Source organism: Megalodesulfovibrio gigas DSM 1382 = ATCC 19364, assembly GCF_000468495.1.
Lineage (GTDB): Bacteria > Desulfobacterota > Desulfovibrionia > Desulfovibrionales > Desulfovibrionaceae > Megalodesulfovibrio > Megalodesulfovibrio gigas.
Genome location: NC_022444.1, coordinates 1,974,203 through 1,999,993, shown reverse-complemented (window position 1 = coordinate 1,999,993; position 25,791 = coordinate 1,974,203). Strand labels below are relative to the sequence as shown.

Here is a 25,791-nt window from a genome sequence, read left to right as displayed (position 1 = left end):
TCGGTCTATGCTTCCCGGGCCACGGGCAGGCGGATGTGGAAGCTCGCGCCGCCGGCCTCGTTGGTGGAGACGTGGATCTGCCCGCCGTGATCCTGGATGATGCCGTAACTGATGGACAACCCCAGCCCCGTGCCCTTGCCCACCTGTTTGGTGGTGAAGAAGGGCTCGAAGATGCGGGCCGCGATGGCCGGCGGCACGCCGCCGCCGGTATCCGAAATGCGCAGGGTCACGTATTCCTGATTGTGCATGGTCTTCACGGTGATGCGGCGTGCTGCCGTGTGGCCGGTCTTTTCCAGCCGTTCGGCGTGCTCCTCAATGGCGTCGCGGGCGTTGAGCAGGAAATTGATGAACACCTGCTCCATGCGGTTGGGTTCGCAGCGCACCAGGGGCAGTTTTTCGTCCAGATCCCAGACCATCTCGATATTGCGCAGGGCCAGCTGCTGGCCGAAGAAATCGAAGGCGCGCCGGAGCACGTCGTTGAGGTTCACGGGCTCCAGGTGCAGTTCTGCCTTGCGGCCAAATTCGCGCATGTGGTTGATGATGCGGGTGGCGCGTTCGATCTGCTGGGTGGCCAGCTCGGTCATGCGCGTGAGCAGGGGCAGTTCCGGCTGCTCGCCCCGGTTGAGGCGGCGGCGGACCAGATCCATGCTTGTCTGGATGACCGAAAGCGGCTGGTTGATTTCATGCGCCACCCCCGTGGCCATCTCGCCCAGGGTGGCCATTTTGGAGGCCTGGATGAGCTGCTGCTCAGCCTCCAGGCGCTTGGTGATGTCGCTGACCGTGGCCAGCAGCACGGTGCGGTCGAAGAATTCCGAGCGGGACACGCTGACACTGACGAAGAATTCGCGGCCGTCGCGGGCGCGCTGGCGGGCCTGATCCAGCCCCCGATGCAGCCCGGACCCGCTGGCGACGGCCTCGGTCAGGCGGGCGCGGTCCTGCTCTGCGGCGAAGAGATCCAGAAAGCGCATGCCCACCAGATCCTGCTTGTCGTGCCCGTAGAGCAGCACGGCGCCGCGGTTGCAGTCCAGGATGGTCAGCTCGCCGGGGTCGGACGGGTCCAGCACAAAGACGGCGCTGGGGATGTTATTGAAGATGTCCACATACTTGCGCTCGGAGCGTTTGAGCTCGCGTTCCAGCTCCTTGCGCTCGGTGATGTCCAGGCACATTTCCATGGCGGCCACGATGTTGCCGTCAGTGTCGTGGATGGGGGCGGTATGGACAATCCAGTGCGCCTTGGAGCCGTCCTTGTAGCAGCCGCTTTCCTCGGTGGTCCAGCAGCGGCCGGTCTCGAAGGTTTTTTCCACGGGGCAATCCGGGCATTTTTCGTCCCGGTTTTTGTAGGCTTTGTAGCAGAACTGGCCCTTGGCCGCGGAGAACCGCTCCTGAAAGGTGCGGTTGAAGCGCAACAGGCGGTAGTCGCGGTCCTGCACGGTCACCAGACAGGGCACACCCTCGAAGAGATCCTGATACAGGTTGCGCTGGCGGGCGAGCTCGCTGTTCTTGGCCACCAGATCGCCGCCCATGGTGCGGATGGTGGCAGCCAGGTGGCCGATTTCATCCTCCTGCACCGCCGGGGGGGCAGGGGGCATCTCTCCGCGGGCAAGGATGGCGGCGTCTTCGATGATGCGCTGGATGGGCCGCTTGATGAGCACCACCACCAGCAAAAAGAGCGCGCCGGCGCAGAGCAGAAAGAGGATGACGGCCAGCCACACCGTCTGGACCATGCTTTCATCCGCCAACGCCTGACTACCCTGGGTGGAGAAGGAGATGTCCAGCACGCCGAGGATCTTGTCTTCCTCATTGTGGAAGTGGCAGCCGGCCGGGTCCGAGCAGCCCGGCTCGTTGGGGATGGGGCTGGCCAGCCGCAACAGGCGCTCGCCGTCCTCCACGTTCTCGCTGTACAGGCGTTGTTCCAGGGAAGGGGTGAGCAGGGCGGGGGTGCTGCCGTGGCAGGTCTGGCACAGGGGCTCGAACTGGGAGAACCGCACGCCCACTTCCCGCGCATCGGTGGAGAACATCATCTGTTGCTGCTTGTTGAAGATGCGGATGCCGCGAATCTCCGGCAGGGTGCCGCAGTTTTCCACAATGGCCCGGATGTCGTCCCGGGAGTTGAGCATCATGGCGTAATGCAGGCCAAGCTGCACGGTGCTGGCCACGCGATCCGCGCTGGCCACGATACTCTGCCGGGCAAAGGCCTGCTGATGGCGGATGTGGTAAAAGCTCCAGGCCAGGATGCAGACGAACAGGATGCAGACGATGGGCGCGGCCAGCTTGAGGGTCAGCCGGGTGCGGGCGTAGGCCGCCATGCGCTGCGCCAGCGAGCGAAGCAGCCGGCCAGGGCGGGGCATCAGGCGCGCTCCCCGGCGCTGCCGCCGCGGGGCAGGGTGATGACGATGCGCGAACCGTGGTCCGGCTCACTTTCCACCAGAATGCGGCCGCCGTGCTGGGCCACAATCTGGTTGGAGATGAACAGCCCCAGGCCTGTGCCGCGGGAACCCTTGGAGGAAAAGAACAGGGTGAACATCTTCTCGCGGGTGTGCTGATCCATGCCCACGCCGTTATCCACAATTTCAAACGCCAACTGGCCGTCCACATCGGCCACATGCAGCCGCACGGCCTTTTCGGCGGGCGGGACCTGCTGCTGGTGGGCGGCCTCGGCGCAGGCGTCCACGGCGTTTTCCAGAAAATTGACCAGGGCGGAGTGCATGGCCGTCTCGTCCATGGCGATCTGGCCGGCCCCGGGGGCAATATCCACGATGCATTGCACGCCGCGGGATGCGGCCTTGGCGCCGGCCACCTCGGCCAGATCCCGGGCAAAGGCGGCGGCATCCACCCGGACGCGTTCCGGCTCGCGGCTCTTGGCGTAGTACAGGATATCCAGGACCATCTTGCGGATGCGGGCGATCTTGTCCCGCACGATGCCCCAACCCTCGCGGACCTTGGCGTCGTTCTCGCGGCGCAGGCCGGCTTCCACCTTGTACACGCCGCCGTCCAGGGAGGTGAGCAGGCCCTTGACGCCGTGGGACATGGAGCCCAGCATCAGCCCCAGGGAGGCCAGATGGTCCTGCAACTGGCGAATCTGGGTGATGTCCGTGGCGATTTCCATTACCTGGTCGATCTCCCCGGCCTCGTTGCGCACGGGCGCGGTCTGGATGAGCACATGCCGTTGCGCACCACTGCGGGTGGCCACCACGGTTTCGCTCTCGTGGGACAGGCCGTCCTCGAAAGTCTCGGCCACGGGGCAGGCCTCGCAAGGGTGGTCCCGATGCCCGAACAGGTCATGACAGCGGCAGGCCTCCCCGCCCCTGGTTTCCCCGAAGTCCTGGCGAAAGCGGCGGTTGGCGTCCACAATGCGGAATTCCCGGTCCACCACGGCGATGGTGGCCGGCACGGCATCGAACAGGCGCTGCCATTTTTCCCGGGCCGCGCGTAGTTCCTCCTGCAGGCGGTTCACTTCCGAGACATCCACCGAAAGCTCCACCACCAACTCCACCTGCCCGTCCTGGTTGAGGATGGGAGCCGTGTGGACGATGACCGGGATCTCCTGGCCGTCCTTGTCCCGCAGGCGTTCGCGGCTGCGCTGGGCCTTGCCGGTCTCGATGGTCTGCCACACCGGGCAGGCGTTGCCGCTGCCGGCGCGGTCGGCGTAGGCTTCCCAGGAATGGTGCCCCACCAGATCGCCCAGGCGGGTTTTGCACAGCTGGTTTGCGGCCACAATCTCCAGATACCTGTTGTGGATGGAGATGAAGCACGGCAGCTCGTTGAAGTAGCTGGGGCCTTCCTCGAAGGCCGCGGCAAGGCTGCGCATGGCCGTGGAGAGGCCCTCCACCACCTGACCCACGGCCAGTTGGCGTTCCAGCTCCACCAGGCGGGCGCTTTTTTCCTTGACGATGCGCTCCAGGTTTTGCGTGTGCTCCCGAAGCTGGCGGCGCATGGCAATCTTTTCCGAGGCCCGCTTGAGGGCGTTCACCAGCAACTCGTCGCGCACGGGCTTGGTGATGAAGTCCATGGCCTCCAGTTGCAGACTCTTGATGGCCAGCTCCATATCCCCGTGCCCGCTGACCATGATGACCTCGATATCCGGCCAGGCCGCCTTGATGCGCTTGAGCAGCTCGATGCCGTCCATGCCGGGCATCTTGATGTCCGTGAGCACGATGCCGGGGCCGAAGGTTTCGCAGGCTGCCAGGGCGGCCTCCCCATGGGCGGCGGTCTGCACGGCGTAGCCCAGGTCGGCCACGGACAGCTCCAGCACCTCCCGGATGGGGGCTTCGTCGTCCACGATCAGAACACGCTCGGGCAACCCGTCTTGCATGCTCGGCTCCTGCGTCGGATGTTGTCGGGGAACCCCTTTCTGTAGAAAGGGGTTCCCCCTCGCGCTTCGGTGTCGCCTGTTCTTACGCGCCCATCATTTCCTTGGCCAGGGCCAGGGTTTTCTGGGGATCCACGGGCTTGGAGAGCACGGGGACGTTCTTGTTAATTGCCGGCGGGCGGGGGCCGACGCCGGAGATGACGATGACCGGAATCTCGGCCAGGGACGGTTCCTGGCGCAGTTTGACATAGAACAGCGTGCCGCCGCGGCCGGGCATGTCCATATCCAGGGTGATGAGGTCCGGGCGATGCACCTGGGCGCGTTCCAGGCCCTCCACCCCGTTGGAGGCCACGAACGTGGTGAAGCCGGCCTCGTCGAACACGTCCTTCAGGTAGGACACGATATCCGGATCGTCGTCGATGATGAGAATTTTCTTGGACATATGCACCTCGTGATTCACCGTGTACGCTGGTGGATTACTTCAGTTTCTGGAGAGACTTTGCCATTTGCAGGCCCACGCCCAGACCCTCGCGCAGTTCGGGGTCGCGCATGGCGGCGAGCATGCCCCGGAAGCCGAGGGGCTCGGCGTCCTTCAGGTTCATACTGGCCGGCATCTCTGCGTTTCTGAGCTGCCTATGCGGCAGTGAACCGTACGTTGACCCCACTGGCACATATCTGGACTTTCTGAGCTGCCTATGCGGCAGTGAACTGAGGCAGTTTAGCTTGAACCACATCATATTTCAAGACAAACTGCCTCTTACTCATCAGGGACCCTTTTTCGAGTGGCATTCGCAATGCCCTGAAATCATTGTCCGCATTTGCCCGGTCAAAAAAAGGGTCAAAACCAGGGGATGGTGGCCCCACGGCTCAAGCCGTATGCGTTAAACTCCCCATTTCGCGCTTCCGCTTCCACTGGCCCGTATTGAAAAAAGAGGCGAAAACGCTGCCCCGAGCTCTGGCTTGCCACCTGCACATATGGCAGCTTGAGCACCTCCACCGCGTTGTCTGGAATCTGCCGGGCGGCGGCTTCCGCATCCACCCCGTGGCGCTTCATCCTGCGACGACGCAACCGCTCAGGATTGCTTTTCGCCTGCACCCGATACAAGGCGCGATACCTGGCCCCAGCAGGCACAGGCTGCACCGGCGATTGAGCCACATGATCACGGATGCCAGCCGTCCAGTTGCCCTGCATCAGACGGCCCAAGGCAGCAGCAGTGCCATGCAGCCGCAACCGTGTGCCGAGGGTGCGACAGTTGTCCCCATCCGGAAAGCTGACCCCGATATCATCACACCCTCGTTCAGCCAGGGCAAGATGCAGCTTGCCAAACAGCACATTCATGAGCTGGGCCGGCGCGAATTCCGGGTCTTCCAGCAGACGAAATTCAATGTAATGATCCATGGATTACTCCTTGTCGCCAAACACACCGCCCCGGATCAACACAGCCATGACAAAATGCTGCTGCTCCAACGCAGGCACCTTGTCCTTCAGCATCCAGTTGTCGAGCAGGGTGTAAAAATCCACCTTGTCCTTTGGTTGGCGATAGGCCTTGCCCTGAGTCGTCACAGAACCATATGGCTCCACGGCAATGGGCCCAAGTTCGTCAGCCCCGGGATACCAAGTGTCGATGGAACGGATGGCATTGCCGACCTTTTGCGAATGGATGCCTGCAACACCGCTGACATCATACAAGGTTTTGCTCTTGTCGCCCCTGCCTCGATCCAGAATGAGTTCCTGCGACGGGAACACTTCCTGCCCCATGCCCAGGCGGGCAAAGGCCGTCACCTGCAGCAGCACGTGGGTTTCTCCCCGCAGCCCCTGGGCAATCAATGCGCCCAGTTCATCGACCGCAGCGTTTCCCGCTGCAGGAGCGTCAAAGGAACGCAACGGGAACTGCAAGGCATCCACCGTCCAGGTGACGCTGGGCTGCCCGTTCTCCAGCCGTTGGATGCAGACTTCCACCTGCTCGGCGCCCATGCGATTGCGCCAGAGGAACCTGCCATTGGCCAGATTGAAGGCGTAACGACGTCCCAACTCCGCAAAGGTATGCTCCCTGGCATAGGCTTCCACCGTGGCCAGGAGCTTGGCGCGATAGGCGGGCTCGTTGCATGCCGAAGGCTGACCCGTGCCAGGAAGCACCCGTACCGTAAAGCTGACCTTCAGGGTGTCCTGTCCTGCAGCAAGCGTGGCAACATCCACAGTCTGCAGGTTGGGATTTTCAATGGCCGCATCCAGCTTGGCCGCGTCTTTTTCCTTGTCCTTATCCTTGAGGTGCAGCCGGTTCGAGATGGTGCCGCGCACGGATTTTTCCCGGATGGCAATGGCCCCCCAGGCTTTTTCCGTATTGCGTGTCTCCCAGTTTCCAGAAAACAATATGGCATCGGAGGGCTCAAGTTTCCGTTCAAAAGCCAGAACAGAGGCGGTTTTCAAGGCCGTGCTCATGAGAATCTCCTTGTGGTGATGCGTTCATCACAAATATTGTGTGAAATCATTGCAGCAGCGGTACATGCCTGCGGCATCGTCTGCAGAGGAATACCAAAGCATCTGGTGCATGTTCTTCAAGCGATGCGCGCCAACCCACTGCCCGATGCCGTATATGCTTTCGACAAATCGAAACGGCGTGGTGGTATCGCGGGCATTCAGCACCGTGCCCGGCGCTTCCAGGTCGGCCAGACCTGCATAGCCAAGGGGGATGGGCACAACCCAGCCGTCGGTCCGGTCGTGCTGCCAGGTCACCGTTTCCGTACCGTTTTCATCCTGGGCCACAACGGAGCGCCAATTGGTCCGGGCCAGATCCAGCCAGGCATCCAGGCGCGATGTTGCCGGGGTTGTGGCTTGAAGCTGCTGATGCCGGCGCTCCAGCAGATCATTGCGCTCCACAAGGCAGGAGCCAGGCAACAGCATGCGACGAACGGCATGAATCTGCGCTGCCTGCTTTTCCTCATCCTCTTCCAGGGCAATCAGTTGTGGCGAACGAGGGGAGACGCCGGGCAACACCGTTCCGCCGGCCACGCGCATCCGGGCCAACAGCCCGGCAATGTGCGCCGCCGCGGCCTCCCGTTCTGTGGTGGAGGCCATCAGAATGTCGCCAACGACGCCGAACACCAGGGTCACTTCCAGATGCACGCGCCCTTCCTCGACAATGGAGGCCGAACCGCCGTCTTTCCCCACCGGATTGCGGGTCAGGCAGAAGGATTTGGTGAAGCCTCCGCGGCTCACCTGGGGCTCGAAGGCGTGGCACACCACGCCTATTCCATTGAACACCACCGCAATGTCCCCTGCCAGCAGACGTTCCAGCTTCCACATGAGGCCCAGAAACGCCGTCATGGAAGGGAAGCCCCAGGTCATGGGCGAGGAAATGGCATTGGCGTTCTGGATGCGCAGGCGCGGCACAATCAACAGGCCATCAATTTGCGGCAGCTTAGGCATGTGGCGCCTCCTTTTCGAGCATGCGCCGATCAGCATCCAACTGACGCCGCCACCGTTCATCATCGAACAGGTCTGCCCAATAGACATGCTCCACATCCCCCAGGGGCAGCTTGTCGCCAAGGGCGGCGTTGAGCCAGTTTCCAAAGCGACGCTTGATTTCGTCCCGCCACGCCGTATGCAGCCAGATGTCGGCAAACTCGGCATCCATGGCAGCGCGTTGTGGATCGAGCCAACATTGCTGGGCCTCCACAAGACGGCAGCGAGGGTCCGCACTCCAGCCAGGAGGGAGTGCACGATACCGCTCGGCAAACTGATGCAACTCGCCAAGGATCTGGAAAAGCAGCTCATCACGATGCTGGCGCGTGGCCAGGGTGGCAGCAGGCTCGGACGCAAGAAACTCCGCCAAGACGCGCACCAGGGCCTTCGCGTCCCGCTGCCGCCCGAACCCGACAAACACGGATTCGACACCGAATGGCGGCCTGACGGGCTGGGGGGACCACACTGGCGGGCACGACGCCAGCAGATAGTTGACGCCCTTGCGTTCACTGTTGAGCTGGCTGATGTTCTGCGGTTTTGTTCCCCCAAACTTTTGCACCGCAAGTTCCCGATACTCATGCAGGCCGTGCTCGCAGGGGGAATTGCTTTTTTTTGCTTCGCGGGCCGCTTTTGTCTCGTCACTAAACCGGTGTGCCTGGATGGTCAGATACACACGGTGCGCCAGGGAGCTGGCATACAGGGGGGCGAGGAGATGATACTGCGCATCATCGCGTGGGTCATCCCCGGTCAGCCAGTAGAGTTGCTTGGCCAGGGTGTGGGAGACGCGGACGGCCGGGGTGCGAGTCAACCCCAGAAAGGCCTGCAGCCATTGGCGGGCCAGGGCGGCATCCTCAACTGCAAAGGCGGCCAGAACGGCGGCCTCGTCCTCCTGCATCCAGGCCAGCAGGGTCTTGCCTTGATACTCCTGGGTCAGGAATTTGTTGACGTCAAGGGCTGCAGCATTGCCGATTACATCTGCTGCGCACCCCTCTCCCAGCAGATGACTGCCGACCAGTGCATGCTCCGGCAGCGCATCCGCCTTGCAGTACAAATTGGTGCCGCGCGCATCCGGATGCATGGGCTTCACGGTGTGGGTTGCCGCCTGAATCTGGCCGACCCGCCGGGCGGCATCGGCAAGCCAGGCGGGGCGCTCGTATTGCGCGCTCACCTCCTCTCGTTTGGGGTCATCGGGCTTGAGCTTCTCCAGCTTGGCATCCCGCCGGACGACGAGGAAGCCATCCATGACCTGCTGCAGGCCGCGTATTCGTTCTGGATCTGGTTTACTCATGTTGTCTCCTGGTTTATTAATGCTTCATAAATATCCTCTTCCTTCATTGAGTCATACAGAATTTTTTAACATATTTCAACCAATGGAAAGATATTTTCATCAACTGCCTGTTCGGCAGTAAACATACGGCAACATCTTTCACCCAATTTTCTGAGCTACCTGTACGGCAGTGGTCAAAAGACCTTACTGCCCAGCGGGTTAGAATTCAAGCGGCTATTTATCAACCCCAAACCCCAAAGCCGGATGGAAGGAATACGTCCCATCGCTTTTCAGTTCCGGCAACGTCACGGTGCCGAACTTTTTGGCGCATACCTCAAGAGGCATGTCCAACGATTCCGCCAGTTCCTTCAGAGCAGCCAGATAGTCCACCTGCCCCCAGGGCTGCACCTGCGGGGAGGACGCAAGGTCAGGACTTTTCAGGCGGGAGGCCCGAGACTCGAACGAACGCTGCCCATGCTCCTCCTTGATCTCGTGCAGCACCCAGTCATCCTCGTCCTCATTGGGGAGCAGGACAAGCTCCACTTCAGGACGGGTCTGTTTCCGAAACGGCTGTTCGCGCTGCAGCAGACCGGTGAGCATGCCGCGCGGCTGCCGCCACCAGCTATAGGCCCCCACGGGGGCAACGGCCTTGCCCCCGGCACGCTGCTCGCGCGGGGTGAGCACCGGCACCGCCGGCTGCTGCATGAGCCGGGCAAGCCGCGCGTGCTCAAGATCAACCAGACTTTCGGCAGGGCGCAGCACCTCTGGCGCGAGAATGCGGGGGCGGGCGTCAATGACTGCATACTGCTCCGGCCGCAGTAGTTCCTCCAACTCATGGCTGTTAAGTGCGAAGCCGTGTGCTGTCTCGAATCCAGGTTTCTGAAAGGCGGGCTCTCCAGGGTGTTCCAGGCTTCTGATGTTGCGTGAGAGCATGAGGATGTTGGGCGAGGTGCACAGAAGGAGTCGGTGCCGGAGGATGCGCCCGGCAAGCTGGATGAGCGAACGCATGGAAGACGGCTCGACCACGGCCCAGTCGTAGTCATGGTCCCGTCCGACCTCCGTCACCGGCGAACCAAGCACCAGAAAGATGTGCTCACAGGCTGGACTGGCATCCAGACGCTGGCGGACGTCCGACAATTTGAAGACGGCAAGGGGATCCTTGCGCTGCAGCGCCTTGTCCAGAAGCTGTTCAATGCCCGAACGCATCAGCAGCGGATACTGGGAATGATACACACACACATGGATGCGGATATTTTCTGGAAGTTCGAGCTGGTACAAGGCCTGGGCCACCTCGCGCAGGGGGCCGATATTGGCCATGCGCACCAGCCCGAAGCTGACGCGGGCGCCGCTGACGGGATCCGGCATATGGTGCTGCGCATGCAATTGCAGGACGCCCCCCAGAATGATGCGGGCGTATTCCTGGCGGATCTTTTCCGACTGTCCGCAGGCAATGGACACGGGGAGCACGGCAGCACGACGGATGGCGGGGGCCCGACCGATCCTTTCCCCACGTTTGGTGGCAAACGCGATGTGGGCCTGGGCAAAGGCGTCCATGGTGGCGCAGTCCTTGGCCGTGGCCTGGAATTCATCAATCCAGACGCAGCACATGTCCGGCGCTTCACCGGGGCGTTGCCCCCGATTGTGTTGGAACACGCGGCGGCCTTCACGGTAGGCCTCGAACATGCCCTGCACCAGGGCAGGCGGCAGGGTGGCCGAGGAAATGAGCACCCGGGAGCCAAGCATGCCGGCCCAGTGCACCAGCCTTGCCACGGCAGGCAAATCCTCAATGCCGTAGTCGTCCAGTTCGTCCAGCACAAGATCACTGCTCAGCAGCCGGAGCATGGGGAGCAGTTGATGCCCTCCCCGCAGACTCTCCGTGGCCGGGACCAGATGATCAATGGTGCAGGTCAACAGCGGCGCAGTCAGCAGTGCCCGGGAGTTGGGCTCGTTCAGCATCCGCCGCAGCACCGGGTGGGCATCCGCTGCCCCTTCGAAAAAGACCTGTCCATCCTCGGGAAGCAGGCGCTGTGCAGACTCGCTGCCGGAATCTTCCTGGCCCTGATTGCCCTGATGGTCTTGATGGCCTTGATGGTCGGGCAACTCCCAGAGGGCCCCGCCACCGACCCGGATGGCCACGACGTCTTCGCCCAGGTGCAGGCGTTCGCGATACTCGCGCCCGGTTTGCAGGGTCAGGGTGCGCAACCCCAGCGCAAACACACAGCGCATGCCTTTGGCGGGATCGGCAAGAGCATGAAGGATGCGCGCATTGGCCAGGGTTTTGCCGCAGCCGGTGGAAGCCATGTTGACGAGAAAGGCCCCCTGGGTTGCCGTGCGTTCACGGATGCCTTCCGCCAAATCCGCCGCCTTGTTTTGCCACCGAAAGCGTTCAACGGCCGTGCGTTGGCGCAATCCCCTATGCCGGGCCAGTCGCGGCAGCTCCTCGGCCAGCCTGGGCAGGGCATAGGCAATATCCCCGCAGCACTTTTCCACGCCGAGCAGGTGTTCCTCCAGCGGCTGCTTCAACTGCCGAGACTTGTTCGTGTTGGCATAGAGAAGGCTCTCTGACTTCCTGGAATTTCGATCTTCACTGGATTCTCGGCTCGAATATTCATGATCGGCCAGGGTCAGCGCCAACCGGGACAGATGCATGACATACGGGTTGTCCAGGCTATGTGCCCACTGCTCTGCCGGGAGCTCCAGCAGCCGGCGCGCGTGTTTGGCCGCCCGTTCCCTCCAGGCCGGCAGGTCCATGGGCAGGCCATGCTTGAACTGCCAATACGCCTTGAGCGCTGTTGCATCAGACCTGTCCACACGCTCGTTCCACTCGGCAGTGATGTTGCCTGGAATATCCTCAAGCATTGCCGCCTGAAACCCTTGGCGGGATTCCTTGGGCAGTTGAGGCAGTCGGTGATGCGTCACGATCAGCCAGCCTACCGCCTGGGCCAGGGGAGGCATATTGCGGAACGGCGCCGGCGATGTCGCCGTCAGGCCGTCAGCCTGCACAGCGTGCAACAACTGTTTTGAAGCAATAATGTCCTGCCTGGCCAGTCGATCCAGCCAGTCTTGATCACTGCCCTTGCCAACGAATGCCTGGAAAATCCGCAGAGCAATCCATTCATGCCGCAGCAGATTGCGCGTGGGAATCGCTTTCTGCCGCAGTCGCTTTTGAAATTCGTCGCACGCCTTGCCCAGGTCATGCCACAGGGCCGCCAGGGCAGACAGTAGATAGATCTGGCGCAACGTGTGCCAATCATTTTCATCTCTGGAACGGAGGATGTTGCGGGTTGTTTCATTGGTCGGAACAACCCCCTGGGCATTGAACCGATCTGTTGCCCCGACAATCCACAGGAGCTCGGAATGATCTATTCCACGAATCCAGTAGCAGGCCACTGCAGTATTTTTGCGCGCCGTTTTGCGCAGCAGACGATGCAGCGTCTCCAACCCTGCATGCGTGATGGCCGTCTGCCATGTTCGGGAGCCCCGGCGTTCGGAAAACTGATCCAGAATCCGCTGCGTTTCCTTGATGGCATTTCCAGTACATTCGGACACAATGAGGATATTCATGCCACGCTCTTCGCCGTTTGCAGGGCAACCTTCTTGAGTGTCTCGATCATAAAGTCCAACGCCTCGCAACGGGCAAACACATCAATGCATGCCTGGCGAAAGGTTTGCTCCTCATCGCCGCGCATGGCCGAGATAAAGGCCTGCGGCAAGACCACGGCATCCTTGATCAGATCGGCCACATCAAACACCAATCCGCCACGCCTTGTCTTGCCGTGCATGACGGCCAACCCATGCGGGATGCCCAGCACCCAGGTTGCGGTAGCGCCCAACCCATAGGCCAGGTAGTTGCCATGATCGAGAAATCTGTTGGCTGAATCCGTGCCGGCTCCCCGCTTGGCCCGAGAAAACTGGCCATACCCAACAGCATGTGCAGCCAGTTTATACAGTGATTTGGCTAGGTGCGCCTCTTCGGTCAAAAGCACCATCGAATCCGAAGCCCGCTGCATGGCATTGCGGGCAGACTCCAGGACAAGTCCCAGTTGTGTGCCCTCGACATTAAACTCCGCATCGCCGAATGTTTTCGGTGTGGTCCAAAATTGTTCAACACATCGAAGCCGTTCGTATTGGAACGCCTTTGCTGCGCTGAGACGCGCTGCATCGTTGAACCAGAATTGCACCCAAGACTGAAGGTACTCTGTCGGGCGATATTCGCTTTGGGGAGACATCCAGGAGACGGCAACTTCCACTTCATTGGCGCTGAACAACGGTGTCCCACCACCGCCACAGAATCCGACGAGGACGCCGGCCTTCCCCAATTCACGCATGGCCGCCTGGGTGATGGAGGTTCCTGTGCCAAGCAGCAGGGTTGTGGTGTTGGCGATGGGAATATTCCAGTAGAGCGACTTCTTCCCGGCATCCGTCACATATTCTACGCGCCCACCATGGACGAGCACACGGCAATGTTCAAGATAGTACAAATTGGCCCGCTTGGAGTGCATGATCGTCTTGAGATCCGAGGCAACCATGTCGTTTTTCATCTTGAGCCCCTCATTGCATTTAGAGCATTTTATCTTTGAGAAGAGTTCCTGGGGGAGCCCCATCCCCAAAGACTTTTTTTATAATTACAAAATACTATCAAAGTTTTGGAAGGGGAGAGCGCGAGNAACCTTTTGCAAAAAGGTTTCCCCTCTCGCAATGTCCTTTTGCAAAATTAAAATGATCTAGCTCCAACTGCTCAATACGCCACCCGCATATATCGGATATAAAATACACCCCAAGAGCGCAAGCCTGCCGCCCCTCCCATCCGTCCCCATCCGGCCATCCAAGCGGACATTTCGCCAGACATCCTCTCTGGTTTACACGCGGATAGTTACGCTGTATAAAGCAGTTATGGACGCATCGTTCCCTGTCATGCAAGCGGACATCATCCCCCCAGATCGCGGCGAAAGCATCGCCCTGATGGAGCCCCTGCTCGTGCCCTCGGGCGCGGCGCGGCGTGGCGAGTTGCTGGACAAGATTCTGGTGCTAGCCCAGCAGTCCGCTGGCCTGCGCCGGAGTCTGCCAGGCCATCTGGCGACCTCCCTGGCCGGGCTCGTGCGGTCCATGAACTGCTATTACAGCAACCTGATCGAGGGGCACGACACCCACCCCGTGGACATCGAACGCGCCCTGCGCCAGGACTTCAGCGCCGACGCCCGGCAGCGTAATCTGCAGCTGGAGGCGCGGGCCCATGTGGAGGTCCAGGCCTGGATCGACGCGGGCGGGCTGCGCGGCCGGGCCTTCACCCTGGAGGGCCTGCTGGAACTCCACCGGCAGTTCTGCGAGCGGCTGCCCGGGGAACTGCTGTGGACGGTCGGGGATGGAAATCAGGCAGAAGAACGCGTCAGGGTGCAGCCCGGCACCCTACGCACGCGGGATGTGCGGGTGGGACGGCACGTGGCCGTCAGCCCCGGCGCAGTGCCGCGGTTTCTGCACCGGTTTGTCCAGGCATACTCAGGACTTGGCAAGGCGGACACCATCCTGGCCGCGGCCTGCGCGCACCATCGGCTGCTGTGGATCCATCCCTTCCTCGACGGCAACGGCCGCGTCGCCCGTCTGCTGTCCCACGCCGTCCTGCTGGAGAGCCTGGACACGGGCGCCCTCTGGTCCGTGGCCCGCGGGCTGGCCCGCAACGTGGAGGCCTACAAGCGGCATCTGGCAGCCTGCGATCTCCCCCGCCAGGGAGACACCGACGGCCGCGGCAGCCTCAGCCAGGCGGCCCTCGTGGAGTTTGTGGCTTTCTTTCTGGACATTTGCCTGGACCAGGTGGCCTTCATGGAACGCCTGATCCAGCCTGAGCAGCTGCGCACCCGCATTGCCCTCTGGGCCGAGGAATGCATCCGCCTGGGGCAACTCCCGCACCATGCCATGGCCGTCCTGGAGGCCCTGCTCTATCGCGGCGAACTGCCTCGGAGCGACGTGCCCACCGTGACCGGCCTGGGCGACCGCCAGGCGCGGCGGGTGGTGGCGGCCCTGCAGGATCAGGGCGTGGTCATCTCCGAAAGCTCCCGGGCCCCCCTCCGACTCGCCTTCCCCGCCCGCCTGGCCCCACGCTGGATGCCCGGCCTGTTCCCCGAGTTCCCGGACGCGCCCGGTGGGCAGGAATAGAGCCTATCTTGCAGCGCCGCAACACGATCATAATCAATGTTTGCAGTCAGATGCAACATATTGACAGCAATGCGGAACCACTTGACTCAGTGCTGTTGACCGGCCAGCATGTTGCACAATCTTGGATGCTATGATTGGATATCGATGGTGATCCCAATCAGGGAGCCCAATTCATGGCCTGCACGCTGGGGGCATACAAAAAAACATGCCAATAAATGATATAATTTCAAGTAATAATGTCTGTTGTACGAATCCCTCTCCCTCCGCCACATAGTTGATTACACCCGTCTTCAGGACGGGTTTTTTTGTGTATAAACTCCTTTTATTGCTAGTAATTATTGTCTGCTTCTGTTTTTTCGTGTCTTTTCCCGTCTGTTGACTGCCTGCCCGTGTGTCTCGCTAACAACACTTCGCATCGAGAGCTTGCGAATTCGCGCGTGAGGTTGCCAGGCCAGCACGTATCGATTGTAATGAGCGCAACCACCCGCGGACAAAGAACGTCGGAATGGAGTTGCCGCAAAAGCCGTTGGCCCGGGCGTCAACAAATGATGTGTCCTGAATGTATTGGTGCGCCCGGAGGGATTCGAACCCCCGGCCAAGAGCTTAGAAGGCTCCTGCTCTGTCCAACTGAGCTACGGGCGCGCACAAGGACCGACGGAAGCGCCGACATGCGGCGCTGGTGGAAACTCCAGACTTTACCCCGTTCCGTCCTTCTTGTAAATCCGATTCCGTGTCCCTCACCTTGTGCGCCGGTCGCGGCATTGCGTGCATGCATGACAGATTCCCTGAATGCTTCCGTCGTCCCCCCTCCCCTCCCGGCCCTCCTGACGTCTGCCGCCGAGGTGGATGCCTGGCTGGCGTCCTGCGGTTTTTTCCACATGGAACTGACCCTGGACCGCATCCGCCACTGCCTCACGGCCCTGGGGCTGGATGTGTCCCACGCTCCCACGGTGCAGGTGGTGGGCACCAACGGCAAGGGATCCACGGCTTGTTTTCTGGCCCATATCGCCGCGGCCCAGGGGCTGCAGGTGGGCCTGTTCACCTCGCCGCACCTGCTCCACCCGCGCGAACGCATGGTGCTGGTGGACGATTTTGGCCTGGAGCCCATCCCCGCGGAAAGCTGGGTGGACGCGGCCAACGCCGTGCTGCAGACTCCCACCGGCCCCTCCCTCACCTATTTTGAACGCACCCTGGCCATGGCCTTGTGGTGGTTCCGGGAAGAGGAGGTGGATCTCATCGTCCTGGAAGCCGGCCTGGGCGGCGGCGGCGACGCCACCACCGCAGCGCCACGAGAGATGCTCCTCGTCGCGCCCATCGGGCTGGATCATGCCGATGTCATCGGCCCGTCCCTGTCGGCCATCGCGGCAGACAAGGCCCGGGCCGTGCCGAAAAATGGCCTCGTCCTCGCCGTACCGCAGGATCCGCGGGCCATCTTTCGGCTGGAGCGCGTGGCCGCGGCGCGCAAGGCGCAGCTGTTCGAGGTCCGAATGCCTCGGGGATTCGATCCCGATTTCGGCTTCTACCCCCTGCCCGATCCCCTGGCCGGCGAAGGCCCTGCGCCCCTGACCCTGGGGCTGCCCGGCCCGCATCAAACCATAAACGCCCGGCTGGCCATGGCCGCCTGGCTGGTGCTGGCCAGCCGGCACGACTGGCCGCTGGATGCGGCCGCCTCCCGGGAGGGGCTCACCCGCACCTGGCTGCCCGGCCGCCTGCAGCACGCGCCCGCCGTCCCCGGCAGGTATCCCGCCATGCTGCTGGATGCCGCCCACAACGCCCCGGCCCTGGCCATTCTGGAACAGGCCCTGGCCAGACCCACTCGCGGCTTCCGCAGGCCCGAGCACCTCGTCTTCACCTGCCTGAAGGACAAGGACCTGTCGGCCATGACGCCTCTGCTGGCCCGGATTGTACCCGGCCGATGCATCGTACCGGAGCTGCCCGGGTCCTCCCGGTCCTTGCCGGCGGCGGAGGTGGTGGCCAGACTGCGGCCGGCGTTTGGAGACCGAATCCAGGCCGGCGGCAGCCTGGCGGACGTGCTGGCCGGGATGGCGAGCCCCGGCGCGCCAATTTCGACGGCGCCGGTCTTGTGCTGTGGCTCCTTGTATTTGCTGGCGGAGTTCTTTAAGCTCGCTCCCCACCTGCTGGGTCCCTGGCAGGCAGACCCCTAGCCCGCGAGAGCCGCGCCACTGCCATGTCCACACCCGCTGCCCTGTTCCGCCACCTGCCGTCCACCGATGCCGCCCTGCAGTATCTGGAGGCCGATCCCCTCCTGGCTGCCCTGCCCCGCGACCTGCGCAAGGATGCCGCCACCGCGTTTCTGGACATGCTGCGCGCCGCCATCAAGGACGGCCGGATAGACAACGCCGCCCATCTGGCCGACGCCGTGCTCTTCCCGCAGCTCGCGGCCTTCGTGCGCCGGGCCGGGCAGCCGCACTTTTGCCGCGTGCTCAACGCCACGGGCGTGGTGGTGCACACCAACCTGGGCCGCTCCCTGCTGGCCGAGGAAGCCATCCAGGCCGTGACCCAGGCCAACCGCTACTATTCCAATCTGGAATTCGACCTGGACTCCGGCGAGCGTGGCAGCCGCTACAGCCATGTGGAGGCCCTGATCTGCCGTCTCACCGGAGCCGAAGCCGCCCTGGTGGTAAACAACAACGCCGCGGCCGTGCTGCTCATGCTGGCCACGTTGTGCCAGGGGCAGGAAGTGATCGTCTCCCGTGGCCAGCTGGTGGAAATCGGCGGGTCCTTCCGCATTCCGGATGTCATGGCCCGGTCCGGCGCCATCCTCAAGGAAGTGGGCGCCACCAACCGCACCCATCCCCGGGACTACGAAAACGCCATCACCGACCAGACTGCCGCCCTGCTCAAGGTCCATACGTCCAACTTCCGCATCATCGGTTTCACCAGGGAAGTGAGCCTGGCCGAACTGCGCGAGATCGGCGGCCGCCACGGCCTGCCTGTGCTGGAAGATCTGGGCAGCGGCACGTTCTTTGATTTCTCCACCATCGGCCTGCACGGCGAACCCACGGTACGCGAGGTCCTGGCCCAGGGGGCGGACGTGGTCACCTGCAGCGGGGACAAGGTCCTCGGCGGACCGCAGGCCGGGATCATCATGGGCCGCAAGCAATTCATCGATCCCATCAAGAAGAACCCCCTCAACCGGGCGCTGCGCATCGACAAGATGACCCTCGCCGCCCTGGAAGCCACCCTGCGGCTGTACCTGGACCCTGCCCAAGCCCGCGAGCGCATCCCCACCCTGCGCATGCTGGCCATGACTCACGAGGCCCTGCGGCAGAAGGCCGGCCGGCTGGCCCGCAGGCTGCGCAAGGAGCTGGGCGCCGGGGTGCGCGTCTCCACCTGTCCTGGCGCATCCCGTGTGGGCGGCGGGGCCTTTCCCGAACGCGACCTGCCCACCACCCTGGTGGAGCTGGACACCACCGGCATGGGCCTTTCCCCGGACGAACTCCAGCGCCGCCTGCTGGAAAGCGACCCGCCCCTTGTCGGGCGCATCGAACGTAACCGCTTCTGCCTGGATCCGCGCACCCTGCTGGACGAGGAACTGCCCCTCGCCACCACGGTGCTGCGCTCGGCAATCATCTCATAAGGAATCATCATGGCTGACAATCCGCTGTTCCATACCCCAAAGAGCGCCTGGGAGCGCTACGCCTCCCCCGAAGACCGCCAAGCCATGGAAGACATGGCCCTGCGCTACCTCGCCTTCCTCACCGCCTGCAAGACCGAGCGCGAAACCGTCCGCTACCTCGTGGACCGCGCCGCCGCCGCCGGCTATGTGGAGAACCTGGATTCCGAGACCTATCTTCGTCCCTGGCGCGGCAAGACGGTGCTCCTGGCCCGCAAGGGCCGCCGGCCGCTTGCCGAAGGCTTCCGGCTCCTCGGCGCGCACGGCGACACCCCCCGCCTGGACCTCAAGCAGCGGCCCTTCACCGAGGATTGTGATCTGCTGCGCGCCAAGACCCACTATTACGGCGGCATCCGCAAGTACCAGTGGCTGGCCATCCCCCTGGCCCTGCACGGCGTGGTCGTGCTGGCCGACGGCCGCGTGGTGGATATTGTGCTGGGCGAAGACGACGACTTCGCCTTTGCCATCCCGGATCTGCTCCCCCACCTGGCCCAGAAGCACAACGAGCAGAAAATTTCCGACGGCTTCGAGGCGGAAAAGCTGAATATCATCCTGGGGCACGAGCCCGCGGGCAAGCCTTCCCCCGAGGCCGAGGCCCCCAAGGATCCCGTCAAGACCCGCATCCTCGCCATGCTGCACGAGCGCTACGGCATCGCCGAGGCCGACTTCCTCTCCGCCGAACTGCAGGCCGTGCCTGCCGGGCCGGCCCGGTTCATCGGGCTGGACAAGGCCCTGATCGGCAGCTACGGCCAGGACGACCGCGCCTGCGTCTTCTGCGCCCTGGAAGCCCTGCTCCAGGCCCAAGCCCCCGAATACACCACCCTGGTGCTGATCTGGGACAAGGAGGAAATCGGCTCCGACGGCGCCACCGGCGCGCAGTCCCGCTTTCTGGAATACTGCCTGGAAGACCTGATCGCCGCCTGGAACCCCGGCACGGCCCTGCGCACCGCCATGCTGGCCGGCAAGGCCCTCTCCGCCGACGTCCACGCCCCCGTGGACCCGGACTTCCAGGAGCTGCACGACGCCAAGAACAGCGCCCGCCTGGGCTACGGCCCCAGCTTCTCCAAATTCACCGGCCACCGCGGCAAATACGGCGCCAGCGAGGCCGACGCCGAATACGTGGGCTGGCTGCGCGGCGTGCTGGACGCCCGGGGCATCCCCTGGCAAATGGCCGAGCTGGGCAAGGTGGATCTGGGCGGCGGCGGCACCGTGGCCAAGTTCCTGGCCCAGTACGGCATGGACGTCATCGACGTCGGCCCCTGCGTGCTCTCCATGCACAGCCCCCTGGAACTCTCCAGCAAGGCGGACATCTTCGCCACCACGGAGGCCTTCCGGGCCTTCCTGGAAAGCTGAGGCCGCCATGCGCCCCGTCATCATGGGCACCGCCGGGCACATCGACCACGGCAAAACCACGCTGGTGAAAGCCCTCACCGGCATCGACTGCGACCGGCTCGTGGAAGAAAAAAAGCGCGGCATCACCATCGAGCTGGGCTTTGCCTTCCTGGATCTGGAGGGGCAACGGCTGTCCATCGTGGACGTGCCCGGGCACGAAAAATTCGTCAAGAACATGGTGGCCGGGGCCACCGGCATCGACTTTGTGCTGCTGGTGGTGGCCGCGGACGAGGGCGTGATGCCCCAGACGCGGGAGCACCTGGAAATCTGCCAGCTCCTGGGCATCTCCGGCGGCCTCGTCGCCCTGACCAAGTGCGACATGGTGGACGAAGACTGGCTGGCCCTGGCCACGGAGGACGTGGCCGGGTTCCTGCACGGCACCTTCCTGGAAAACGCCCCCATCTTCCCCGTCTCCGCCCATACCGGGCAGGGGCTGCCGGAACTCAAGGCCGCCCTGGCCGCGCAGGTGGCCGCCTTTGCCCCCACCCGCCGGCCGGATCTGGCCCGCCTGCCCATCGATCGCGTCTTCACCATGAAAGGCCACGGCACCGTGGTCACGGGCACGCTCATTGCCGGACAACTGGTCCTGGGCGAGGATGTGGTGTTGTATCCATCTGGCACAACCTCCAAAATACGCAGCCTGCAAAGCCACGGCGCCCCGACGGACACCGCCCCCGCCGGCCGGCGCACGGCCGTGAACCTGGCCGGTCTGGACGTGGCAGACATCCACCGCGGCGATGTGCTGGGCCGGCCCGGGCAGCTCTTCCCGCATCTGGGCTGGGATGTGGAACTGACCTGCCTGTCCTCCTCGCCCAAGGCCCTGAAGCATCGGCTGGAGGTGCACTTCCATCACGGCGCGCGGGAGACCCAGGCGCGCATCCATCTCTTCGACCGCGACCGCCTGGCCCCGGGCGAACGCTGCATCTGCCAGATCCGCTTCGAGGAACCCATGGTGGGCGTGTACGGCGACCGCTTCGTCATCCGCAGCTTCGCCCCCCTGCGCACCGTGGCCGGCGGACGGGTGCTGAACCCGCTGCCCAGACCGCGGACATTCAAGGTCCGCCGCTTCAACGAGGCCGACCTGCAACGCCTCGATCCCCTGCTGACCGGCAATCCCGAAGCACTCGTGGCCACCCAACTGGCCATGGCCGGCGTGCTGGGCCGCAGTCTGGCCGAGCTCAAGGCCGGCGCCAATCTGGATACCAAACAACTGGACGCCGTGCTGCAAGCCATGTCCGGCCGGCAAACCGCCCTGCTCTTCGACAAGGAAGAACGCCGCTACGTGGCCGGAGACACGGTGCAGCAGCTGTCCGCCGCCACCCTGGCCTTCGTCAAGGCCTTCCATGCCCGGGAGCCCATGAAGCTCGGCCTCTCTCGTGGGGCGCTTTCCGCTGCCTGGCCCGCCGCCACGCCGCCCAGGCTGGGGCATCTGGTGGTGGAACGGCTCCTCAAGCAAAAAGACCTGGAAACTGAGGGCGATGTGCTCAAGCTGGCCGGGCACGCCGTGTCCATGGCCTCGGACGTGGCCGGATTCTCCCAGACGCTGCTGGCGGCCTACGTGGCCGGCGGGCTCACCCCGCCCAACCTCAAGGACGTGCTGGAACCCCTGGCCGTGACACCCAAGCAGGCCCAGCCGGTGCTCACCCTGCTGCAGGAACAGGGCACGCTGGTGAAGGTGAAGGAAGACATGTACTTCCACGCCCCGGCCCTGGCCGAGCTCGTGACCCGCGTGCGCGCCTGGTTTCAGGATCCGGACACCCCCCGCGAGGAGATGGGGCCAGACAAATTCCGCGAACTCACCGGCCTGACCCGCAAATACCTCATCCCCCTGCTGGAGTGGCTGGACAAGGAAAAGATCACCGTCCGCGTGGGAGACAAACGCCGACTCCGGCGGCAATAGGCATTTCCATTGCCAATGGCCCCGCAGATGCGCTAGGATCGCTCCCTTCGCGCCACCCTTTCCAGGAATCCGCCATGCTCCCGCATTTCCAGCATATCCTGTTCGCCAGCGACCTTTCGGACGTCTGCCGCCACGCCATGGGCTACGCCTTCTCCCTGGCCCAGGCGTACAATGCGCGGCTGACGGTATTGCACACCCTGCCGGACCTGGCCGTCGAACTCTCCCAGCGCGCCGTCCTGGACCCGGCGTCCCTCATCGGGCCCGGCAGCAGCCTCGGCAGCAACCTGGACTGGCTGGATCGCGAACAACAAATCGCAACGACGGATGTGGAAGCGCAACTTCAACAACTGTGTCAGGAAATGCAGGCCGAGGCTGCGGCGGATCTGTCACAGCAGCTGGAAATTCTGGTCAAGGCCGGCGATCCTGTGGAAACCATTCTGGACTGCGCGCATGACGGCGAGTTTGACTGCATCGTCGTCGGGTCCCACGGGCAAGGCATGGTTTCGCGGCTGCTGGTGGGCAGCGTGGCCGAAGGCGTAATCCGGTCCAGCCGCATCCCCGTGCTTGTGGCCCCGGTGCACGAAGACGAGCCGGAATAATCGCGGGAAAACCCCGTCTCACACTACCGGTTCTTCTGCTGCTCCCGGGCCAGGGCGGCCAGCCACTTGCGCAGCTGTTCCAAATCCTGCTGATGCGTCTTTTCCGCACTGTCCTGCAGCATGGTCAACCGGCGCAACTCCTCGCGCAGGGTCTGGGCTTCCTCTTCCCGGCGGGCCAAGGCCTGACGCAACGCAGCAAGCTCCTGCTGCTGGGACTGCATGGCCAGCAGCGCGCCGGCAATGGTCTCCAGCGCCGTTCCCTGCTGGCGCACGGCCTGGGCCAATTCGCCCAACTCATGCGGATGCAGGGCCGTGGGCTGGATGACGGCCAGTTCGCCCATGCGCGACGCCTCCTGCACGGCACGAGGCTGCGATTTTACTTGCGGCAATTGCGATCCTGCGAATGGCTCGCCCAGTTGCCGCTCCACCTGTCTGGCATCCTTGCATTCCTGCATGCCCTGCACAATGACGGCAAACACCGGCACCGCTTCCGGCAGAAACCGCCGCCGCTTGCCCAGTCCGGCATGGGGCAGCCAGGGCAGGAACCGCTTGCAATAATACCGGGCGGTGGATTCCGGCAGCAGGAACCGTCGCGCCAGATCCATGATGGACACGGGACCGTCCGCATGCAGGGGATCATCGTCGGGCAGGGAAGAAATCATGGGCACATCCTGGATTCCGGGTTCAGGGCAGGCAACCTGGATCGCAACTGTAAACGGTATGATTGCGATATGCAACCACCCACAAAAATAGATGGTATCCAGAATCCCGCCGCTGACTCCATCCCCCGGCGCGTTGACAAGCCCGCGCCACTGCCATAGGCTTGCCGAAACTCGGCCATGCATCCGAACTGTGCAGGCCGGCTGCATTGCGATTATATCGCAATCTTCACGAGGATCGCATGACCGCCACCACCCCCGATGCTGCTTCGCACCCTGCCCTGGCCCTGCTGCGCGACGTGGCTGCCCAGATCCGCGCCCGGGAAGCCGCCGCGCAGGCCGCCCTGGACAACAACTATGATACCGCCGCCCACGCCGCCGCCCTGGACGAAAAATGCGCCGTGCTCATCGACCTGCCGGACCGCATCACGCCCCTGCTGACGGACATGCCCAGGCATCTGGCGGAGATGATCCAGGATCAGGTCCGCAACATGGCCTTGCGCGCCCGGCAGGCCCGCAAGGTGAACAGCGTGTTTTACAAGGCCAGCCTGCTGTACCCGGACGACTACGCGCCCGGCCAGCCCAACGAGCTGGAACTGTTCATCGAGCAGCTGGGATAGGCGCTTCCGCCCGCGCCTCGCCGCTCTGCACGCGCCACAGGTGGGCATAGGCTCCCTGGCGGGCCAACAGCGCCTGGTGATCGCCGCGCTCCACCACCACCCCGTCCACCAGCACCAGAATGTCGTCACTGTGGCGGATGGTGGAGAGCCGGTGCGCCACGGCCAGCGTCATGCGGCCCTGGCGAAAGCGCTGCAGGTTCTGCTGGATAAGGGCTTCGGTGCGGGTGTCCACGGCGGAGGTGGCCTCGTCCAGAATCAGGATGGCCGGGTCCCGCAGCACGGCCCGCGCCAGGGACACGCGCTGGCGCTGTCCGCCCGAGAGCTTCACCCCGCGCTCGCCCACCAGGGTCTCGTAGCCCTGCGGCAGTTTCTCAATGAATTCGTCGGCGCCAGCCACGGCGGCGGCCCGGCGCACCGCCTCCGGGGTCGCCTCGGGGGAGCCCAGCCGGATGTTCTCGGCCACGGTGCCGTGGAAGAGGAAGGCCTCCTGCGATACATAGCCAAGATGCTTGCGGATGCTGGCCAGGGTATATTCCGAGAGGGGCCGGCCATTCAGCAGCACCGCCCCGCCCGTTGGATCGTAATATCGCAACACCAGTTTGATGCAGGTGGACTTGCCCGCTCCCGTGGGTCCCACCACGCCCAGCACCTGGCCGCGCTGCAGGCGGAACTGCACGTGGTTGAGCACCTGTTCGCGGCCGGGATAGGCAAAGCAGACATCGCGGAATTCCAGGCTGGCCGGCGGTTCCGGCAGTTCCACGGCCTGGGGCGCGTCCACCACCCGCGGCGTTGTGTGCAGCAGTTCCCGGATGCGCTGGGCCGAGGCTTCGGTGCGCTGGATCTGGTTGATGAGCATGCCGAAGACGAACAGCGGCAGAATCAACCGCATGGCCATGAGCACAAAAGTTGTGTAATCCCCAACAGATGGCCCGCTGCCCGAAAACGTGAGCCAGCCGCCGCCGCCAATGAGCACAGCGTATGACACCCCGGCCACGCCATACAGCAGGGGCACAAACCGGGCCCGCTCCAACCCGGCCTTGATGGCCGCGTCCCGATACATGGCGGACTGTTCCGCAATGCGCGCCGCCTGGCTGGCCTCGGCCGTGTATGCCTGGATGACGCCCATGCCCTGGATGTTGTTTTCCAGCAGGGAATTGATTTCCCCCACACTCTGTCTGGCCTTGCGATATTGCGGTTGCACGCGGGTGGCGAAGAAGCGCACCGCAAACAACCCCAGGGGCAACGGGCCGGCCAGCAGCAGGGCCAGTCGCCAGTCCAGCCAGAACAGAAAGCCGAACGTGCCGGCAAAGGTGATGACCGTGCGCACCATGCTGGTGGTGGCGTCGGAAAAAAACGTCTCCAGGTTGTCCACATCATTGGACACCACGGACAGGATGTCCCCGGTCTGGCGATCCTCGAAAAAGGCCAGATCCTGACGAGACAGGGCGGCATACAAATCCGTGCGCAGATCATGCCGGACCTTCTGGGCCATGGAATCCAGCAGATAATCCGACGTGCTCTGGAACAACGCCAGGCAGCAGAAGGCCGCCAGCACCATCAGACCATACTGCAAAAACGTCCCGGGATCGGGGAAGACGCCGCCGGGCGGGTTGGTCATGGCGTCCACCAGCCGGCCGATGAGCACCAGGGGCACCAGATCGAAAAACCGGGCCAGGGCGTTGCAGCCCAGGCCCAGGACAATGCGTTTCTTGTAAGGCTTGGCCCAGGCAAACAGCGGCCACACGGCTTGACCGAACAGGCGGGCGACGGGGGTGGACATGATGAGGGACTATGG

General features: G+C 63.5%; 19 protein-coding genes and 1 tRNA gene. 7 read left to right on the top strand and 13 right to left on the bottom strand.

What is annotated here, in order from left to right; all coding sequences use genetic code 11:
* Window positions 1–5 precede the first annotated feature (5 nt).
* The 10 genes from DGI_RS08710 to cas1f all read right to left on the bottom strand — a co-directional run bounded on the left by DGI_RS08710 (window position 6) and on the right by cas1f (window position 13,580).
* Entirely contained in the window at window positions 6–2,348 is a 2,343-nt protein-coding gene (locus tag DGI_RS08710) for a PAS domain S-box protein (protein ID WP_081696779.1), read from the bottom strand.
* The gene (locus tag DGI_RS08705) at window positions 2,348–4,312 is read right to left on the bottom strand and encodes a response regulator (protein WP_051286361.1); all 1,965 of its coding nucleotides are present in this window, start codon (window positions 4,310–4,312) and stop codon (window positions 2,348–2,350) included. The genes DGI_RS08710 and DGI_RS08705 overlap by 1 nt, the downstream gene beginning before the upstream one ends.
* 82 nt (window positions 4,313–4,394) lie before the next feature.
* On the bottom strand, window positions 4,395–4,751 hold the full coding sequence (locus DGI_RS08700; RefSeq protein ID WP_021760544.1) for a response regulator: 357 nt from the start codon (window positions 4,749–4,751) through the stop codon (window positions 4,395–4,397).
* 34 nt (window positions 4,752–4,785) lie between these two features.
* Window positions 4,786–4,911 carry a DUF1641 domain-containing protein gene (locus DGI_RS18755; protein ID WP_158407306.1) on the bottom strand — a complete coding sequence of 42 codons (126 nt, stop codon included), beginning with the start codon at window positions 4,909–4,911 and terminating at the stop codon, window positions 4,786–4,788.
* Between the two features lie 236 nt (window positions 4,912–5,147).
* A complete protein-coding gene (gene cas6f, locus DGI_RS08695) occupies window positions 5,148–5,708 on the bottom strand; it encodes a type I-F CRISPR-associated endoribonuclease Cas6/Csy4 (protein WP_021760543.1) in 561 nt (186 codons plus the stop codon).
* Window positions 5,709–5,711: 3 nt separating this feature from the next.
* On the bottom strand, window positions 5,712–6,749 hold the full coding sequence (csy3, locus tag DGI_RS08690; RefSeq protein WP_021760542.1) for a type I-F CRISPR-associated protein Csy3: 1,038 nt from the start codon (window positions 6,747–6,749) through the stop codon (window positions 5,712–5,714).
* A gap of 27 nt (window positions 6,750–6,776) precedes the next feature.
* Window positions 6,777–7,736 carry a type I-F CRISPR-associated protein Csy2 gene (gene csy2 / locus DGI_RS08685; RefSeq protein ID WP_027193500.1) on the bottom strand — a complete coding sequence of 320 codons (960 nt, stop codon included), beginning with the start codon at window positions 7,734–7,736 and terminating at the stop codon, window positions 6,777–6,779.
* Window positions 7,729–9,060: a type I-F CRISPR-associated protein Csy1 gene (csy1, locus tag DGI_RS08680; RefSeq protein ID WP_021760540.1), complete on the bottom strand. Its 1,332-nt coding sequence runs from the start codon at window positions 9,058–9,060 to the stop codon at window positions 7,729–7,731. The genes csy2 and csy1 overlap by 8 nt, the downstream gene beginning before the upstream one ends.
* Before the next feature lie 213 nt (window positions 9,061–9,273).
* Window positions 9,274–12,603, bottom strand: coding sequence for a type I-F CRISPR-associated helicase Cas3f (gene cas3f / locus DGI_RS08675; RefSeq protein ID WP_021760539.1), 3,330 nt, complete (start codon window positions 12,601–12,603; stop codon window positions 9,274–9,276).
* Window positions 12,600–13,580: a type I-F CRISPR-associated endonuclease Cas1f gene (cas1f, locus tag DGI_RS08670; protein ID WP_021760538.1), complete on the bottom strand. Its 981-nt coding sequence runs from the start codon at window positions 13,578–13,580 to the stop codon at window positions 12,600–12,602. Before cas1f ends, cas3f begins: the two co-directional genes overlap by 4 nt.
* Window positions 13,581–13,953: 373 nt before the next feature.
* On the opposite strand from cas1f, the gene DGI_RS08665 reads away from it, so the two are divergent.
* On the top strand, window positions 13,954–15,189 hold the full coding sequence (locus tag DGI_RS08665) for a Fic family protein (protein ID WP_041725605.1): 1,236 nt from the start codon (window positions 13,954–13,956) through the stop codon (window positions 15,187–15,189).
* Window positions 15,190–15,754: 565 nt separating this feature from the next.
* Here the strand turns inward: DGI_RS08665 and DGI_RS08660 are convergent.
* A tRNA-Arg gene (locus DGI_RS08660) sits at window positions 15,755–15,831 on the bottom strand.
* Window positions 15,832–15,962: 131 nt separating this feature from the next.
* Here DGI_RS08660 and DGI_RS08655 point away from each other — a divergent pair.
* The 5 genes from DGI_RS08655 (at window position 15,963) to DGI_RS08635 (ending at window position 22,717) form a co-directional block, all read left to right on the top strand.
* On the top strand, window positions 15,963–17,354 hold the full coding sequence (locus tag DGI_RS08655; RefSeq protein ID WP_021760536.1) for a bifunctional folylpolyglutamate synthase/dihydrofolate synthase: 1,392 nt from the start codon (window positions 15,963–15,965) through the stop codon (window positions 17,352–17,354).
* A gap of 23 nt (window positions 17,355–17,377) precedes the next feature.
* Window positions 17,378–18,790: an L-seryl-tRNA(Sec) selenium transferase gene (gene selA / locus DGI_RS08650; protein ID WP_021760535.1), complete on the top strand. Its 1,413-nt coding sequence runs from the start codon at window positions 17,378–17,380 to the stop codon at window positions 18,788–18,790.
* Between the two features lie 9 nt (window positions 18,791–18,799).
* Window positions 18,800–20,179, top strand: coding sequence for an aminopeptidase (locus DGI_RS08645; protein ID WP_021760534.1), 1,380 nt, complete (start codon window positions 18,800–18,802; stop codon window positions 20,177–20,179).
* A gap of 7 nt (window positions 20,180–20,186) precedes the next feature.
* Window positions 20,187–22,118, top strand: a complete 1,932-nt coding sequence (gene selB, locus DGI_RS08640; protein WP_021760533.1) for a selenocysteine-specific translation elongation factor — start codon at window positions 20,187–20,189, stop codon at window positions 22,116–22,118.
* A 74-nt stretch (window positions 22,119–22,192) separates the two neighbouring features.
* Complete coding sequence (locus tag DGI_RS08635) at window positions 22,193–22,717, top strand: universal stress protein (protein WP_021760532.1); 525 nt, start codon at window positions 22,193–22,195, stop codon at window positions 22,715–22,717.
* Between the two features lie 23 nt (window positions 22,718–22,740).
* Here DGI_RS08635 and DGI_RS17150 read toward each other — a convergent pair whose 3' ends face one another.
* Window positions 22,741–23,379 (bottom strand): putative MerR family transcriptional regulator, encoded by a 639-nt coding sequence (locus tag DGI_RS17150; protein ID WP_021760531.1) that lies wholly within the window; start codon window positions 23,377–23,379, stop codon window positions 22,741–22,743.
* 239 nt (window positions 23,380–23,618) lie between these two features.
* Here DGI_RS17150 and DGI_RS08625 point away from each other — a divergent pair, with 239 nt between their 5' ends.
* A complete protein-coding gene (locus DGI_RS08625) occupies window positions 23,619–23,996 on the top strand; it encodes a hypothetical protein (RefSeq protein ID WP_034607244.1) in 378 nt (125 codons plus the stop codon).
* Here the strand turns inward: DGI_RS08625 and DGI_RS08620 are convergent.
* Window positions 23,977–25,776: an ABC transporter ATP-binding protein gene (locus tag DGI_RS08620; protein WP_021760529.1), complete on the bottom strand. Its 1,800-nt coding sequence runs from the start codon at window positions 25,774–25,776 to the stop codon at window positions 23,977–23,979. The two genes, DGI_RS08625 and DGI_RS08620, sit on opposite strands and share 20 nt — an antisense overlap.
* Between the last annotated feature and the right edge of the window lie 15 nt (window positions 25,777–25,791).

What these genes read in the sequence shown, in the direction of transcription:
- DGI_RS08710 (WP_081696779.1), bottom strand. Translation starts at nt 2,348, where the DNA reads ATGCCCCGCCCTGGCCGGCTGCTTCGCTCGCTGGCGCAGCGCATGGCG.
- DGI_RS08705 (WP_051286361.1), bottom strand. Translation starts at nt 4,312, where the DNA reads ATGCAAGACGGGTTGCCCGAGCGTGTTCTGATCGTGGACGACGAAGCC.
- DGI_RS08700 (WP_021760544.1), bottom strand. Translation starts at nt 4,751, where the DNA reads ATGTCCAAGAAAATTCTCATCATCGACGACGATCCGGATATCGTGTCC.
- DGI_RS18755 (WP_158407306.1), bottom strand. Translation starts at nt 4,911, where the DNA reads ATGAACCTGAAGGACGCCGAGCCCCTCGGCTTCCGGGGCATGCTCGCC.
- cas6f (WP_021760543.1), bottom strand. Translation starts at nt 5,708, where the DNA reads ATGGATCATTACATTGAATTTCGTCTGCTGGAAGACCCGGAATTCGCG.
- csy3 (WP_021760542.1), bottom strand. Translation starts at nt 6,749, where the DNA reads ATGAGCACGGCCTTGAAAACCGCCTCTGTTCTGGCTTTTGAACGGAAA.
- csy2 (WP_027193500.1), bottom strand. Translation starts at nt 7,736, where the DNA reads ATGCCTAAGCTGCCGCAAATTGATGGCCTGTTGATTGTGCCGCGCCTG.
- csy1 (WP_021760540.1), bottom strand. Translation starts at nt 9,060, where the DNA reads ATGAGTAAACCAGATCCAGAACGAATACGCGGCCTGCAGCAGGTCATG.
- cas3f (WP_021760539.1), bottom strand. Translation starts at nt 12,603, where the DNA reads ATGAATATCCTCATTGTGTCCGAATGTACTGGAAATGCCATCAAGGAA.
- cas1f (WP_021760538.1), bottom strand. Translation starts at nt 13,580, where the DNA reads ATGAAAAACGACATGGTTGCCTCGGATCTCAAGACGATCATGCACTCC.
- DGI_RS08665 (WP_041725605.1), top strand. Translation starts at nt 13,954, where the DNA reads ATGCAAGCGGACATCATCCCCCCAGATCGCGGCGAAAGCATCGCCCTG.
- DGI_RS08655 (WP_021760536.1), top strand. Translation starts at nt 15,963, where the DNA reads ATGACAGATTCCCTGAATGCTTCCGTCGTCCCCCCTCCCCTCCCGGCC.
- selA (WP_021760535.1), top strand. Translation starts at nt 17,378, where the DNA reads ATGTCCACACCCGCTGCCCTGTTCCGCCACCTGCCGTCCACCGATGCC.
- DGI_RS08645 (WP_021760534.1), top strand. Translation starts at nt 18,800, where the DNA reads ATGGCTGACAATCCGCTGTTCCATACCCCAAAGAGCGCCTGGGAGCGC.
- selB (WP_021760533.1), top strand. Translation starts at nt 20,187, where the DNA reads ATGCGCCCCGTCATCATGGGCACCGCCGGGCACATCGACCACGGCAAA.
- DGI_RS08635 (WP_021760532.1), top strand. Translation starts at nt 22,193, where the DNA reads ATGCTCCCGCATTTCCAGCATATCCTGTTCGCCAGCGACCTTTCGGAC.
- DGI_RS17150 (WP_021760531.1), bottom strand. Translation starts at nt 23,379, where the DNA reads ATGATTTCTTCCCTGCCCGACGATGATCCCCTGCATGCGGACGGTCCC.
- DGI_RS08625 (WP_034607244.1), top strand. Translation starts at nt 23,619, where the DNA reads ATGACCGCCACCACCCCCGATGCTGCTTCGCACCCTGCCCTGGCCCTG.
- DGI_RS08620 (WP_021760529.1), bottom strand. Translation starts at nt 25,776, where the DNA reads ATGTCCACCCCCGTCGCCCGCCTGTTCGGTCAAGCCGTGTGGCCGCTG.